Annotated in this window: 15 protein-coding genes; 10 read left to right on the top strand and 5 right to left on the bottom strand. The window is 56.5% G+C overall.

Going from position 1 to position 15,096, the window contains the following annotated elements:
- Positions 1–15: 15 nt before the first annotated feature.
- Positions 16–810 (top strand): thymidylate synthase, encoded by a 795-nt coding sequence (locus ACQZ5H_RS07945; RefSeq protein WP_449097263.1) that lies wholly within the window; start codon positions 16–18, stop codon positions 808–810.
- An 11-nt stretch (positions 811–821) separates the two neighbouring features.
- On the top strand, positions 822–1,574 hold the full coding sequence (locus ACQZ5H_RS07940) for a hypothetical protein (RefSeq protein ID WP_449097262.1): 753 nt from the start codon (positions 822–824) through the stop codon (positions 1,572–1,574).
- A gap of 13 nt (positions 1,575–1,587) precedes the next feature.
- Here the strand turns inward: ACQZ5H_RS07940 and rfbC are convergent, their stop codons facing one another.
- Positions 1,588–2,118, bottom strand: a complete 531-nt coding sequence (gene rfbC, locus ACQZ5H_RS07935) for a dTDP-4-dehydrorhamnose 3,5-epimerase (RefSeq protein ID WP_449097261.1) — start codon at positions 2,116–2,118, stop codon at positions 1,588–1,590.
- 128 nt (positions 2,119–2,246) lie between these two features.
- Here rfbC and ACQZ5H_RS07930 point away from each other — a divergent pair, with 128 nt between their 5' ends.
- Complete coding sequence (locus ACQZ5H_RS07930) at positions 2,247–3,353, top strand: DegT/DnrJ/EryC1/StrS family aminotransferase (RefSeq protein WP_449097260.1); 1,107 nt, start codon at positions 2,247–2,249, stop codon at positions 3,351–3,353.
- Between the two features lie 57 nt (positions 3,354–3,410).
- On the opposite strand, the gene ACQZ5H_RS07925 is transcribed toward ACQZ5H_RS07930, so the two are convergent.
- The 4 genes from ACQZ5H_RS07925 to ACQZ5H_RS07910 all read right to left on the bottom strand — a co-directional run bounded on the left by ACQZ5H_RS07925 (position 3,411) and on the right by ACQZ5H_RS07910 (position 7,426).
- The gene (locus ACQZ5H_RS07925) at positions 3,411–4,196 is read right to left on the bottom strand and encodes a class I SAM-dependent methyltransferase (RefSeq protein ID WP_449097259.1); all 786 of its coding nucleotides are present in this window, start codon (positions 4,194–4,196) and stop codon (positions 3,411–3,413) included.
- Positions 4,189–5,433 carry an NAD-dependent epimerase/dehydratase family protein gene (locus tag ACQZ5H_RS07920; protein WP_449097258.1) on the bottom strand — a complete coding sequence of 415 codons (1,245 nt, stop codon included), beginning with the start codon at positions 5,431–5,433 and terminating at the stop codon, positions 4,189–4,191. Before ACQZ5H_RS07920 ends, ACQZ5H_RS07925 begins: the two co-directional genes overlap by 8 nt.
- 1 nt (position 5,434) lies before the next feature.
- Positions 5,435–6,478 (bottom strand): ATP-grasp domain-containing protein, encoded by a 1,044-nt coding sequence (locus ACQZ5H_RS07915; RefSeq protein WP_449097257.1) that lies wholly within the window; start codon positions 6,476–6,478, stop codon positions 5,435–5,437.
- A 93-nt stretch (positions 6,479–6,571) separates the two neighbouring features.
- Entirely contained in the window at positions 6,572–7,426 is an 855-nt protein-coding gene (locus ACQZ5H_RS07910; RefSeq protein ID WP_449097256.1) for a glycosyltransferase family 2 protein, read from the bottom strand.
- A 152-nt stretch (positions 7,427–7,578) separates the two neighbouring features.
- On the opposite strand from ACQZ5H_RS07910, the gene rfbF reads away from it, so the two are divergent.
- From rfbF to hflC, 7 genes are all read left to right on the top strand, one after another.
- A complete protein-coding gene (gene rfbF / locus ACQZ5H_RS07905) occupies positions 7,579–8,343 on the top strand; it encodes a glucose-1-phosphate cytidylyltransferase (RefSeq protein WP_449097255.1) in 765 nt (254 codons plus the stop codon).
- Positions 8,343–9,413 carry a CDP-glucose 4,6-dehydratase gene (rfbG, locus tag ACQZ5H_RS07900; RefSeq protein WP_449097323.1) on the top strand — a complete coding sequence of 357 codons (1,071 nt, stop codon included), beginning with the start codon at positions 8,343–8,345 and terminating at the stop codon, positions 9,411–9,413. Before rfbF ends, rfbG begins: the two co-directional genes overlap by 1 nt.
- 4 nt (positions 9,414–9,417) lie before the next feature.
- A complete protein-coding gene (locus ACQZ5H_RS07895; protein ID WP_449097254.1) occupies positions 9,418–10,647 on the top strand; it encodes a methyltransferase domain-containing protein in 1,230 nt (409 codons plus the stop codon).
- 192 nt (positions 10,648–10,839) lie between these two features.
- The gene (locus ACQZ5H_RS07890) at positions 10,840–11,805 is read left to right on the top strand and encodes a GGDEF domain-containing protein (RefSeq protein WP_449097253.1); all 966 of its coding nucleotides are present in this window, start codon (positions 10,840–10,842) and stop codon (positions 11,803–11,805) included.
- A gap of 103 nt (positions 11,806–11,908) precedes the next feature.
- Positions 11,909–12,619 carry a dihydrofolate reductase gene (locus ACQZ5H_RS07885; RefSeq protein ID WP_449097252.1) on the top strand — a complete coding sequence of 237 codons (711 nt, stop codon included), beginning with the start codon at positions 11,909–11,911 and terminating at the stop codon, positions 12,617–12,619.
- 170 nt (positions 12,620–12,789) lie between these two features.
- The gene (gene hflK / locus ACQZ5H_RS07880) at positions 12,790–13,878 is read left to right on the top strand and encodes an FtsH protease activity modulator HflK (RefSeq protein WP_449097251.1); all 1,089 of its coding nucleotides are present in this window, start codon (positions 12,790–12,792) and stop codon (positions 13,876–13,878) included.
- A 3-nt stretch (positions 13,879–13,881) separates the two neighbouring features.
- Positions 13,882–14,820 (top strand): protease modulator HflC, encoded by a 939-nt coding sequence (gene hflC / locus ACQZ5H_RS07875; RefSeq protein WP_449097250.1) that lies wholly within the window; start codon positions 13,882–13,884, stop codon positions 14,818–14,820.
- Positions 14,821–15,096 lie beyond the last annotated feature (276 nt).

The raw sequence follows: 15,096 nt of genomic DNA, 5'->3' as shown, positions 1-15,096 counted from the left end.
GAGTCGGCGGCGGCCATGAAGCAATATCTCGATCTTCTGACCCATGTGATGGACAAGGGCACCGACCGTGGCGACCGGACGGGAACCGGCACGCGCTCGGTCTTCGGCCATCAGATGCGCTTCGACCTGAACGACGGTTTCCCGGTTCTGACGACCAAGAAGCTGCATCTGCGCTCGATCATCCACGAGTTGCTCTGGTTCCTGAAGGGCGAGACCAATATCGGCTACCTCAAGGACAACGGCGTGTCGATCTGGGACGAATGGGCCGACGAGAACGGCGATCTCGGCCCGGTCTACGGCGCGCAGTGGCGCTCCTGGCCGGCGCCTGATGGCGGGCATATCGACCAGATCGCCAATCTGGTGAACGGCATCATCAAGAACCCGAATTCGCGCCGCCACATCGTCTCGGCCTGGAACCCGGCCGAAGTCGACAACATGGCGCTGCCGCCCTGCCATTGCCTGTTTCAGTTCTACGTCGCCGACGGCAAGCTCTCCTGCCAGCTCTACCAGCGCTCCGCCGACATCTTCCTCGGCGTGCCCTTCAACATCGCGTCCTACGCGCTGCTGACGATGATGGTGGCGCAGGTGACCGGCCTGAAATACGGCGATTTCGTCCACACGCTCGGCGATGCGCATCTCTACCACAATCACTTCGAGCAGGCGAAACTGCAGCTGACGCGCGATCCGAAGCCGCTGCCACGCATGCTGATCAAGCGCGACGTCAAGGATATCTTCGATTTCAAATTCGAGGATTTCGAGCTCGCCGGCTACGAGGCCGATGCCAGCATCAAGGCGCCGATCGCTGTTTGAGGAGTAATGCGTTGACGCATATCGATGTCAGTATCGTCGCCGGGCGGCGACCCGATCTGCTGCGAACGACGATGGCCAGCTTCGGCGAGCTAGTGTTTTCCAATTTCAACGTTGGAAGAGTGTCGATCAATATCGATCCGATCTTTGGATCGGATGAGGATGCGCGCGACTGCGCCGATATCGTCCGTCGTCTCTTCCCTGAAGCGGTTGTCTTCACTCCCGAACGCCCGAGTTTCTGCGCCGCCGTCAAGCGGCTATGGCAGGCGACGGAAGCGGATTTCGTCTTGCATCTGGAAGACGATTGGATCTCGCTTGGGCGGATAGGCGATGAGGCCTTGAGCGCCTTTGCAGACAGGGCCGTTCAGCAGGTATCGCTTCATCATGCCGATCAGAACTGGGACATAAAGGCGAAGGGGCATTTCCATAAAAGGAATAACTATCTCAAGTTCGCCGGGATCAAGATTCCGAAGTTCACGTCGTTCCCCAAGTTCACGACGTCGCCTTCTTTCCTGAGAGGGGACTTTGCGCGGACTTGCGCCGGATTGCTGATCGAAGAGTTCGATCCGGAAAAGCAATTCTACTCGGCGGTCAATCCGGCGCTTGAGCGGACGGTCGCCAATTTCAAGAATTACATCTATTCGCCGGATGCCCGGCCGGTCATTCGCGATATAGGGCGCGAGTGGCGCGACCAGCGGGCGATTTCAAAGACGGTCAGCAAGGGAAAATCGGTTTGGTCCGACCTTGGCGACCAGACCTCTCGATAGGGTGCCGCAATCGCTATAGAAATGCGAAATTGCTATCTCGGGCAGACATCTGCGAAACAGGCAAAGGCCAGGAGATGTTGATCTTGGGATCGAGCGGATTGACCCCGCCCTCGGCATCGGGCGCATAGGGTTTGTCGTGAAGGTAGATCAATTCGCAGTCCTCGCTCAAAGTCTGAAAACCATGGGCGAAGCCTGCGGGGATCAACAGGGAGCGGGCATTGTCCTGCGAAAGGATTTCACCGTGCCATTTGAGATAGGTCGGAGATCCGGGGCGCAGATCGACGGCGACGTCGAAGATGGCGCCCTTCAGGCAGGACACGAATTTGGTCTCATCATGAGGAGCGCGCTGGAAATGCATACCGCGGATGACACCTTTTTCCCTCGTCATCGTGTGATTCATCTGTGCGATGCTGCCGGTACCAAACCCGGATATTTCTTCGACGCAGAAAAAGCGGGAAAAGAAGCCGCGGTCATCGCCGAGACGCTGGCGTTCGACAAGCGTGACGTCGGGGAGAGGGGTCGGCGTGAAGGTGAAACGTGGCATGGCAGTTCTCGTGAAATTCACACGCCTCGGAGATGCCCCAGGCGGGACGGAAAGGCAAGCGGTCTTGAGCTCTTGACCTGACGGCGCAATTGGATGCAGGTGTCGATAATCTTCCGTGAGAAATGAAAATGAAGCAGCGCATATTATACACCAAACCTTCCATCACTGAGCGGGAAGTGTCCTACGCTACCGACGCGGCAGCCAATGGCTGGGGCGAACGATGCTACGAATATATCGACAAGTTTGAAGCCGCTTTTGCGGCTCATCTTGGTGTTAAGCATGCGATCGCGACGTCAAGCTGCACCGGCGCGCTGCATATGGGACTTGCTGCCCTAGATATCGGTCCCGGCGACGAAGTCATCATGGCAGACACAAACTGGATTGCCTCGGCCGCACCGATTGTACACCTCGGCGCAACGCCTGTTTTCGTCGATGTCTTGCCCGACAGCTGGTGCCTCGACCCGGCCAAGGTCGAAGCGGCTATCACGCCCAGAACGAAAGCTATCCTGGCGGTTCACATCTATGGCAACCTTTGTGATATGGATGCATTGCTAGACATTGGCGCGCGGCATGGATTGCCGGTGATCGAGGATGCTGCCGAGGCCATCGGTTCGGTGTGGCGTGGAAACCGTGCGGGGGCCATGGGCGCATTCGGCGCATTCTCCTTTCATGGCACGAAGACCATCACCACTGGTGAAGGGGGGATGTTCGTGACCAATGACTCCGCGCTTTATGCGCGAGTTCTCACGCTTTCGAACCACGGTCGCGCAAGAGGACAGACCAAACAATTCTGGCCGGACGAGATTGGCTTCAAATACAAGATCTCAAACCTTCAGGCAGCGGTCGGCCTTGCGCAGGTTGAGAGGATCGGTGAACTCATCGATCGAAAGCGCGAAATCTTCTATGCCTATAGGGATGGCCTAAGCGGGCTTAACTCGATTTCGATGAACCCGGAGCCGGCAGGCAGCCAGAACGGCTTCTGGATGCCGACGGTGGTCTTTGCCAAGGAAACCGGCATCACGCGAGAGCGGCTGCAAGAGGTCTTCGCTGCCGAGAATATCGATGCGCGTGTATTCTTCTGGCCGTTGAGTTCGTTGCCGTCGTTTGAGAGCGTTGAGAGCAATGCTGTCGCTTATGATCTTCCCGGCAGGGCGATCAATCTGCCAAGTTATCATGATATGAACGCTCGGGACATAGAACGTGTTATTTCGGTAATTGAAGCAGCCGGACATTGATGTTTTAACTAGATGGCTAGGCTAATAGCCATCTAGTTTGTGCCGAGGTGAACACTATTACTTCGTAATGCAAGCATACACTACGTTGCAATCCTCTGGATGCTCTTTGCCAAGTTCATACGATGCGCGGCAAAACTCCTCTTTCCAATTTTTTTGTGGACCGCCAACGCGCCCCCAACCAAAGCCGCCATCTTCCCACAGACCGTTTTTTAGGAACCAATCGATCTGTGGTGTGGAAAGCATTTTGTAAAACACTCCACCGGTCTTTTCTATCTTGAGTCCGGCCGCTGTAATGTCATCGGTGAATGTTTTCATCGAGTACGAGCGGCGGTGCCCTGCGATATTGATGTCAAATGGAGACAACTCTTCGCAAGAGGTAAGCGTTCCCATTAAAACTGCCAATCGGCGATTGATTGCGCGCGCATTTGGAACGTGGACAATCAACACTCCTTCTGCCGAAAGAAGCGATGCCGCCTTTTGGAGAACGTCAATGGGATCTGCAACGTGCTCGAGCACATTGATCATAGTAATTGTATCAAACCGCTCTTCGGTTGAGAAATCCTCGATAAGGCATTCATGCAATTCAGCATCAGGGAGATTCCTCTTGGCAAGCGCCAAATGCTTGCTTGAGGCATCAAGTCCTACAACACGCTTAAATCGCGGCGCCATAAGCGCCGTCACCAATCCGTCGCCGCAAGGCATATCTAACAGGCTCTCGCCACGTGCATGCTCGAGGCATGCCAAGCCCTGATACATCCCTAGAACTGCGTTATAGTCGGCAAACATCTGCGAACGGGCCCAGGAAAAGCCTTCCTGGAGCTCCTTCTCTGTTTGTTCACTCATCGATTTTTCCTTTCCCAAAGCCATCGATTGTTTTGATAAGTCCCTCGCGAAGGCTTGTTCTTGCGGTCCAATTGATGGCCTGCTTTGCCTTTGCCGCATTCATCGAGACCGAATTTGGCTTGGCAGACGTCGCCGAATACGCCAAATTGCTCTGACTCTCAGTCAATTCACATACCAGTTCAGCAATAACGCGGGTTGAGGTAAGGGTTCCGGTTCCGATATTTAACGGCCCCACGTAGCTTGAAGCTACCGCGCATGAAATGGCTTCCGCAAAGTCGTCAACGAAAAGTAGATCCAACCTCGGCTCTTCACTGCCATAGCGATGGGTGAGGATTGGTTGGTTCGCAATAGCCTTTCCGATAAAGTTATTTAAAAACTTAGGCTTCGGAAGATGTGGTCCGTAAATCGGCGGCGACCGGACTACGCAACATCTTAACGAGGTCATTTTCTCGCAATTGGCAATCATGGTCTCAGCAACGTATTTGGCTTCGCCAAGCGGCCCACGTGCAAAAAGTGGCGTAGTTTCGTCTGCTTCTAGGGTGCCTGAGTAACCAGAATAAACCTCTGCACTGGAGGGATAAAGCAGCGAGATATTGCGCTGCACGCAGACATCAAGAACGTTTCTCAACATGGTAAGTGATCTGCCGAACCCCAAATTGGATGCAGAGACTCGCGGATTCGCTAGATGGACAAGGTGCGTGACCTGATTTTCCTCAATGTAAAGCTCAAGCAGTGTTGTGCCCTTTTCAAGGTCAAGTTGGCGGCGGGTAGGTGACAGAACCTTGAAATATCTTTCGAGGGATTTGCGCACCGTTGATCCTGTTGTGCCACTTTCCCCAGTTACAAGGACAGTTCTGAGAGGCGCTTCGATATTGGTTGTGTTCGGCGACGAAATTGCGGCACGCACCGCACTCAGAACTGTTGCCTTTATTTCTCCTTCCCCAGTGGCCTCAACAACGAGACGTACGGCAGAGATGAATGGAATCCCCTGGAATTTCGATATAATTCCTGCGGCGATCGCGTTACTTCGTGACATGCCATAGTCGCATGCCACAACTGTTCGTTGACCCCGTCTCAACGAGGCTAAACCCTGCTCTATCCGCTTGCTTACCTCGATCAGGTCATTACCTTCTTTGTCGAGAAGGTTTCGAACATCAACGACCAAAACGTCATCGCGACCGAACACTTCATCGGCTGGGGCGGTACCAAGTTCAGGGGTGATCCAACGGATACTCAAGTTATGCCCCAGTCTTCAGCTGAGTGTCACTCACGAACCGCTCCGTGAGGCTGCGGAGATACCAGCCATATCGTATGGGAGGAAGCTTTGGATATTCGCCATCACGCGTAAAGCGAATGAAAACATCGAGCTCGTTGAAACCTGCCATCGCGCGAAGGTAGGTCGACGCAGAAAAGCGAGGATTGATCTCGAATGGAACAAATACGTCGCCGCGCATCCGCCCTTGAACATTTATTGGCCCCCGACTGCCTATCGCGAGCGCAATAGCTTCTGCCTGCTGTCTTACGAGCGCGTATTCACCAATATGGCCCTGGGAATAGCCGCTGGAGATCAGGCCGCCTCGACCGCGATACGATACCGAAAGCTTAGCATCCAGTGTGCGCCTTAACCCAATGGATCCTGCAACCTGACCGTTGGGCAGAGAAAGAACACCAACTGTGAACTCACCGCTACCAGCGTCAATATATTCCTGCGCAAGGGGAACTGTGCCTGAGCGCCGGATGAATTGTGCATAAGTTAAGGCCTCATCAGCGTTAGTCGCGAAGAAAACGGACGCACTTCCGCCGCTTCCAGTCGCAGGCTTTATCACGCATGGCAGCCCGACCAATTCAAGCGCTCCAGGCAGATCAGCTATCGCTGTTCTAGGCGTTGCGACTCCGGCTTCAGATAGGTATTCCGAGGCGCGTATCTTGTTCGAAAATACCCCGATAATCTCGGGCGAATTGCCTATCAAACGAACGCCAGCCTCCAACAATTGTTCATTGGCTGCGCCAAGCAATGTCATAGGCTGCTCGCCACCCGGCACGACGAACTCGGCATTGTTCTGCCGGCAAACCCTGATGATTTCCTCTATATAGTTGTCTCTATCAATCAGGAATGTGCTGTCGAAATTCTCATCATAAAGTCCAAATGCAGTTGGGGAAACATCCGCGCCGATCACCTTATAGCCGCGAGACAGCCGCAAGCATTTTGCGAGTTCTGTACCCAGAGATGCGCCGCCAATTCCCGCGATGACGACATTGCAGATTTGTGATCCGGTCGACATTTCAATGCTCCTGTTCAGGCGTTGCATCTACTTTGTAGCTACACTTGAAGTCAATCTTTGGACGTGGGGAACGCTGCCCATATCCCCGCTGATTTATCCAAGTCGCAGTAGCGACAAGAGCCGTTCCTTAACTGCTCGTCTCTTTGTCTTTGACAAAGGAGCAACCCGAAGTTCAATGTGCTTCCACATCGTCCGATCCATTGCGCGTCGCTCCGCCGGCGTCCAATCCCGCTCGTCCAACAGTCGGCGCGCTAGGTCGGTGTAACGTGCACGCGCTTGAAGCTTTTTCGAAGGAGAGAGCAGATAAGCTTGTTGTCTCTTTATGCGTTGAATGAAATGGCCGCCTTGAGAAAATGCAACCTTTTCATCAAGTATCGGCGGCAACAACATCACATGGTCAGCCGCCCAATCGAATGAATAACTAGATATCAAAAAATCGGCCATTTGCCCCGCCGTCGCCCAGTCCCAAAGGCCATAAAACCAGCTGGGATGACACCCGATTAGGACATCATGAATCCTGTCTACTCTCTCGCTAGCCGTGTTTGATGGCAATCCAAAGACTTTCTCCGAAGAATCCGAATGACGGAGAATGCTGGAGACTGCCAGAACGGCCGAAGGATTTGCTTCCAACGCCTGCACAAGACCTGCGAGATGTGTAGCCTCTGCCAAATCATCATCCGCACGCCACATGAAGTATTGGCTTTCTAATTGGCTGCGGGCGCGAAGAAAATTATCTAAGACAGGGACAGTTTTGTCGTATCGATGATGTCGGAACCGACGATCTGCCGTCGCGAACTCTTCGCAAATTTCACTAGTGCCATCCGTCGAACCATTGTCAGAAATGAAAGCTTCGAAGTCTTCAAAGGTCTGCTGCTGCAAGCTTTCAAGGCATTCCCGGATAAACTCCGCGCCGTTGTACGTCGGTATCCCAATACCAACCTTGGCCATGTCAGCATCCCTCTCTTGCAATCAGACATAAAATGTCACATTGAACGCGCATCTATGCCGATCGCGCGCACGTGTGGAAGGTGATAAGGCCGGCATCGCAATTGTCAATCGCGTCATGCCTTTCCAGGTACGCGCGCCTGGGGTAGCAGACCATGAAAATCGTCATTCTCGCCGGCGGGTACGGCACCCGCATTTCCGAAGAGAGCCATTTGCGGCCGAAGCCGATGATTGAGATCGGGGGGCGGCCGATCCTTTGGCATATCATGAAGACCTATAGCCATTATGGCTTCAACGACTTCGTGATCTGCCTTGGCTATCGCGGCTATATGATCAAGGAATATTTCGCCAATTATATCCTGCATTCGGCGGATGTGACCTTTGATATGGAGCGCGGTGAGACGACCTATCATTCGACCAAGGCCGAGCCCTGGCGCGTTACACTGGTCGAGACCGGCGAGGGGTCGATGACCGGGGGGCGTGTGAAGCGCGTCGCCAATTATCTCGGTGACACGTTCTGCCTGACCTATGGTGATGGTGTTGCCAATATCGATATTCAGGCGCTGACCGATTTTCATCATCGCCACGGCAAGGAAGCGACTGTTACCAGCGTCGTGCCGCCCGGCCGCTATGGCGCGTTGCTGACGGATGCGGGGCAGGTTCGCAGTTTCATGGAAAAGCCTGCAGGCGATAATGCGCGCATCAACGGCGGCTTCTTTGTGCTCAACCGCTCGGTTCTCGATCGCATCGCCGGCGACGATACGTCTTTCGAGGGTGCGCCGCTCGAAGGTCTTGCGCGTGATGGCCAGCTGATGGCCTTCAACCATGACGGTTTCTGGCGGCCGATGGATACGCTGCGTGACAAGAATCAGCTCGAGGAGCTCTGGCAGAGCGGCCATGCGCCATGGAAGGTCTGGTGATGGGCCGTCTGCCGGATAGCCGTTTCTGGCGCGGCAAGCGGGTGCTCGTCACCGGGCATACCGGCTTCAAGGGCACGTGGGCGCGGGTGTGGCTTTCGCGGCTTGGCGCAGACGTCTTCGGATATGCGCTGGCGCCGTCGACTTTGCCTTCTCTGCATGCGCTCGTTGGCAGCGCCGGACTGAGTGGCGAGACGATTGCCGATCTGCGCGACACCGACAGCCTCACGGCTGCGGTCGCGCGCAGCAGACCCGATATCATTTTGCACATGGCCGCCCAGCCGCTGGTACGCCGCAGCTATGCGGAACCTGTCGAGACGTTTGACGTCAATGTGATGGGCACGGTGCGGCTTCTCGAGGCGGCCCGCACAGTCGACGAGGTTAAGGCAATCCTCGTCGTAACCACCGACAAGGTCTACAGCAACGACGAGAGCGGCCGGCATTTTGTCGAAAGCGATCGCCTGGGCGGACATGATCCGTATTCCGGTTCGAAGGCCGCGGCTGAGATTGTCACCGCCACCTATCGCGATTCATTTTACCGGTCGCGGGGCGTCAGGCTTGCCACGGCACGCGGTGGCAATGTTCTGGGCGGCGGGGATTATTCCGAAGACCGGCTGGTGCCGGATATCGTGCGCGCCGCTTTGGCCGGCGAGGTCCTCGATATCCGCAGTCCGCTTGCCACGCGTCCGTGGCAGCATGTTCTCGATTGCCTGAATGGCTATTTCCTGTTCTGCGAGGACTTGTTTGCTGGCAAACAGGTGCCCGATTCGCTCAATTTCGGGCCATCGCCTGAGGAGGCGCAGATTGCTGTCGGACGCCTTGCCTCCGATGTTCAGGCGGCGATGGGTGTCGCGGGAACCTGGAACGATAGCTCTGCCAGCGACAAGCCCCGGGAGATGCAGACGCTCGGGCTGGACCCGACGAAAGCACGGGAATATCTTTCGTGGCAGGCAAAGCTCAGCCAGCCCGAGGCAATCGAATGGACCGCGCGCTGGTACGACCGCTGGCGTGGCGGCGGCGAGCCGCTGTCGCTTGTCACAGATCAGATCGATACTTTTATGAAAGGCGCGTAACAGCATGGTTCATGCCTGCCGCTTCTGCTCAACGCCGTTGACCAATGCTGTTGCCGATCTTGGCGCCACGCCATGGTCGAATTCCTTCCTGCCCAATGAGGCGGCGATCGAGACCGAGCGTTCGTTTCCGCTGAAGGTCATGGTCTGCTCCGAGTGCTTTCTTGTGCAGACCACCGAGACCGTGCCGCCGGGCGAGATCTTCAATGCTGAGTATGCCTATTTCTCGTCGTTTTCGACGAGCTGGCTGGATCATGCAAAGCGTTACACGCAGTTGATGACGGAGCGCTTCGGCCTCGGCGATCAGTCGACCGTGATCGAAGTTGCATCCAATGACGGCTATTTGCTGCAGTATTTTGCGGCAGCGGGTGTCAAGGTGCTGGGCGTCGAGCCGGCTGCCAATGCGGCCGAAGTTGCCGAGGGGCGAGGCGTGCGGACGAAGGTGGCGTTCTTCGGAAGCGATACGGCGAAGGCGATCGTCGAGAGTGGCATTCGTGCAGACCTGACGGCGGCCAACAACGTGCTGGCCCATGTGCCGGATATCGCCGATTTCGTCCGCGGTTTTCAGATCGTTCTCAAGCCGGAGGGCGTTGCAACCTTCGAATTCCCCCATCTTCTGCGGATGATCGAGGGCCTGCAGTTCGATACGATCTATCACGAGCACTATTCCTACATCTCCCTGCTCGCTGCCGAGAGGATTTTTGAGGCCTGCGGCCTGAAGGTCTTCGATGTCGAGGAGCTTTCGACGCATGGCGGTTCGCTGCGAGTCTATGCTCAGCGCAATGATGGAGTGCGCGCGCCGACCGAGCGCCTTCTTGCCATGCGTGAGGAGGAGGAGCGGTTTGGCCTGAAGGACATGCGGACTTACCGCGAGTTCGGCACCAAGATCGCGGCGGTATGCGACGCATTTCGCGATTTTCTGCGCCAGGCGCGAGACGAGGGCAAGGTCGTTGCGGCCTATGGCGCCGCTGCGAAGGGCAACACCTTCCTGAATGTCTGTGGTGTCACGCGTGATGATATCAGCTTTGTCGTCGATCGAAGCACCGTGAAGCAGGGCAAGCTTTTGCCCGGCAGCCACATTCCTGTCTATGCGCCGAGCGAGCTGGAGCGCGCAAAGCCCGACTACGTGGTGATCCTGCCGTGGAATCTGACGGCGGAGATCGTCGAATCCTGCAAGTATATTGCGGATTGGGGCGGGCGTTTCGTCACCGCTATTCCGACGTTGCGGATACTCTAATGAGCCAGGCGAGGCCATTGCGCCTCGCCGATCGCTGTTTGACCTCTTCGCAATTTCAGCAAAGCGCTGGACCGGGAGACGATTGAAAACGTCTTTATCCGGCAATGTCTGAAAATGTACCAAGTTTCATCAGTAAGATCTTAATAGCTCTCGGTTATTTTCTCCCGCGCAGGTAATGCTCCCGGGACCGCAATGGACGATACTGACCTTCTTCCCCCAGATGTACTGTCGTCGATGCTGATGCGCATGTTCGAATTTGCGCCGATCGCCATGGCGATCACCACCAGCGACACGAAGACGTCGAGCTATGCGAAGGTCAATGACGCCTATCTGAAGCTGACCGGTCTGAAATGGGAAGATATCAGCGGCAAGAAACTGACCTCCGATGGAGCCGCGATCGACAATCCGGCGCGGGATCGCCGGCACCGGATGCTGGCTGAGGACGGTGCTTATGTGCTTGAAGAGGTCGATATCCGCCATGCCGACGGGACGATCATTCCGACGCTGATTTCGGCGCAGCGCACCATCGTCGGCGGTGTTTCCTTCGACGTCGAAGTGATCATGGATGTTTCGGCGCGCGTGCGCCATCAGCGTGAGATCGAGCTGGCGCTGCGTGCTTCGGCACGCACGGACGCGCTCTCCGGCCTGCCGAACCGGGCCTGTTTCGACGAGACGCTGGCGGAGCAGATCGAGGCGGCGCGGGCGGCGGAAAAGTCGATGGCGCTGGCATTCATCGATCTCAACGGTTTCAAGGCGGTCAACGACCGGCTGGGGCACGGTGCCGGTGACGAGGTGATCCGCACGCTTGCCAGCCGTTTCCGCGAGAGTTTTCGCGCAAATGATTTCATCGCCCGGATCGGCGGTGATGAATTCGTGGTGCTGATCGAGGTGGATCCGGTGCTGATCCACGATGTCAGGAATACGGTGACGGACGCTGCCGAGCGCATCTTCAAGCCGATCGCCATCGACGGGGCGATCACGGAGGTGGGTGCTGCTGTCGGCGTGGCGCTGCTCGAGCCGTCGGATACGGCGGCGTCCTTCGTCAAGCGCGCCGACAATTACATGTATCTCGCCAAGCAGACCGGCGAGCGCGTTGCCGTCATCTGGCTCGGCAATCCGGACGCGCAGCAGACGTCTGCGGGTCGCGCTGTTGGCTAGCTTTCCACGTGTTTCTCCATCAATCTGATATTCTGCCTTGAACACGAGCAGGCTGTGCGGTAACCACAGTTATTCAGGCTGTGCAACTATAGATTGCGTTGAAATGAACAGTAAGAAAGCTAAAGTTAAGATGCCGTCGGCGACGTCGATTGTTGCCCGCAGTTATCCCGATAATATAATTGGTATCGAGAATAGGCTGCCATGGCATCTGAAGACAGATCTGCAACTGTTCAAAAGGCGAACGTCTGGACATGCGATCATAATGGGTCGCAAAACTTTTGAATCACTCGGAAGCCGGCCGCTTCCCAATCGCACTAATATTGTCTTGTCTCGATCAGAGGTGAAGTCGGACTCTAGGCTTGTCCAGTGGGCCAAGGATCCGGAGACCGCGTTGCTGCTCGCCGATGTAAGTTCAATATTTTCAGGAAATCTGCAGTTCTTTGTTATCGGTGGGGAGCAGATTTATCAGATTTTCGAAAAGTACATTAATCAGGTGTATTTGACCGAGGTGTTTTGCGGAAACATCAACGGTGACGCGAAATTCGAGACTGATTTTGAGAAGGATGCTGTGGGCTCAAAATCTGAATGGAAGCGAGGGTTTGAGGACGAGTATCCAAAAACAGATTTCGACGATTTTCCTTTCAGAATTACCCGCTTTGAGCGCCGGAAACCTCATCACAGATACAAATCTAAGGAAGAATTTATGGGCCGGCAGCCAGAATTCGATAAATACTTTGAGTTGTATGAAAAGAAGGTCGCAGCAGATAGTGCTGGAGCTCAATACGGCTTTTTCAGCGACGAGGAAGAGCGCTAGGTCCAGCGGGTTATGGGCCGGTAACGAATTATTTCTCAAGAAACAACGTTGAGCCGCTCATGTCGCGTTGAAAGCAGGGTCGGCGATACCTATAACGGTCACAATCGCTTACCGTCTGCCGCCCCCGCGGGCATTATGCGATCGGGAGTTCAACGAACAAAGAGGTTTTGATGCCCTGGAGCAATCAGAATGGCGGCGGCGGCCCATGGGGCGGCGGCGGTAACAATAACAATCAGGGACCATGGGGGCAGGGCCCGAACCGTCCGAAAGGCGGCGGCGGGGGCAAGGGCGGTCCGCCCGATCTCGAAGACATCATTCGCCGTGGTCAGGACCAGCTGGGACGCATGGTGCCCGGCGGCTTCAATGGCGGCGTGGCGCTGATCATCGTCGCGGTTCTCGCAGCCTTCTGGCTCTTCCAGTGCATCTACATCGTCCAGCCGGACGAGCGTGGTGTGGAACTGCGCTTCGGCCAGCCGAAGCAGGAAGTCTCGATGCCGGGCCTGCATTTCCATTTCTGGCCGCTTGAGACGGTCGAAACGGTCAAGGTCACGGTGCAGCAGCAGAATATCGGCGCAACGTCGTCGTCGTCCTCGAGCGGCCTGATGCTCTCGGGCGACCGCAGCGTCATCAACGTCCAGTTCGCGGTGTTCTTCACCGTCAGTGATCCGAAGGCCTATCTCTTCAACGTCGAGAACCCGGCGGAAACGCTGCAGCAGGTTTCCGACAGCGCCATGCGCGAGATCGTCGGCCGCCGTCCGGCACAGGACGCGTTCCGCAGCAATCGTCAGCCGATCGAAACGGACGTTCTCAATATCGTTCAGGGGACGATGGACCGCTACAAGGCGGGTATCACCGTCACCGGCGTGACGATCCAGAACGTGGCTCCGCCCCGCGAAGTCTCCGATGCCTTCGAAGAAGTGCAGCGTGCAGGCCGCGACCGCGACAGCACGATCGAAGAGGCAAACCGCTATACCAACCAGCGGCTCGGCCAGGCGCGAGGCGAGGCGGCTCAGATCCGCGAAGACGCCGCAGCCTACAAGGACCGTGTCGTCAAGGAAGCGGAAGGTGAGGCACAGCGCTTCGCATCAATCAACGACGAATATGCAAAGGCTCCTGACGTGACGCGCAAGCGGCTGTTCCTGGAAACGATGGAACAGGTGCTGAAGAATTCGAAGAAGGTCATCATCGACGAGAAGCAGGGGGTCGTACCCTATCTGCCGCTCAACGAGATCGGCAAACCGGCACAGCAGGGAGGTTGAGCCATGACATCCAATAAGCTTCCCGCCGTGCTGATCGCACTCGCGGTCGTCCTCTTCGTCGTCTATTCGTCGGTCTTCGTGGTCAATGCCCGCGAACAGGCGATCGTCGTCCGCTTCGGTCAGATCCAGTCGGTCAAGACCGAGCCGGGCCTGTATTTCAAGCTGCCTTTCGCCTTCATGGATGCGGATCGCGTGCAGTATGTCGAGAAGCAGGCGCTTCGCCTCGATCTCGATAACATCCGCGTACAGGTTCAGGACGGCCAGACTTTCGATGTCGACGCCTTCGTGATCTACAACATCGCCGATGTCCGCCGCTTCCGCGAAACGGTGTCGGGCGACCGCGAGGCTGCCGAGGCACGTCTTCGCGCCCAGCTCGATTCGTCGCTGCGCCGCGTCTACGGTCTGCGTGACTACAATGCCGCTCTTTCCGAAGAGCGCGTTGCGATGATGCTCGAGATCCGCGACGATCTCAGGATCGATGCCGAGAACCTCGGCCTCAACATCGACGACGTCCGTATCCGCCGCACCGACCTCTCGCCAGAGGTCGCGCCGAACACCTATAACGCGATGCGTTCGGAACGTCTGGCGGAAGCCGAGCGGATCCGCGCTTCGGGTAATGAAGAAGGCCAGCGCCGCCGCGCCGTCGCCGACCGCCAGGTCGTCGAGATCACCGCGGAAGCGCAGCGTGATTCCGAAATCCTGCGCGGTCAGGGCGATGCCGACCGGAACCGGATCTTCGCCGAGTCGTTCGGCAAGGACCCGTCGTTCTTCGAGTTCTACCGCTCGATGTCGGCCTATTCCTCGTCGCTCTCGTCGCAGGATACGACGCTCGTGCTGTCGCCGAACTCGGAGTTCTTCCGCTACTTCGACAGCGCCACCGGTGCGCCGTCGGTACCGCCGGCAGCTCCGGCGCCGGCTGCACCCGCCGCACCGGCAAACTGACAATAGAGGACTGCAGGATTTCCTGACGGTGCCTGCATTCTTTCTCATGATCGAGGGGCTGGTCTATGCACCGGCCCCTCGTTTTTTGTGCAGAGGGCAGGGCTTTTGCCGTCGGTTGCGGAGCAACAGATTCGCGCTTTCGGACTGGCCGCTGTCGGTCCCGGGGGTGCCTTTGTCCGGCTTCTCACAGGCTGAGTTGAGATTGCGCGGGATTTCGCGAAAAGGTGATTTCACGCTCCATCATTCCGCCCTATGTTGGTGGTCAGACTGCCGCTT

The sequence above is a fragment of the Rhizobium sp. 21-4511-3d genome (assembly GCF_053522545.1).
The sequence above is the reverse complement of the archived record's forward strand: the minus strand, read 5'-3'. Positions and strand labels throughout refer to the sequence as shown.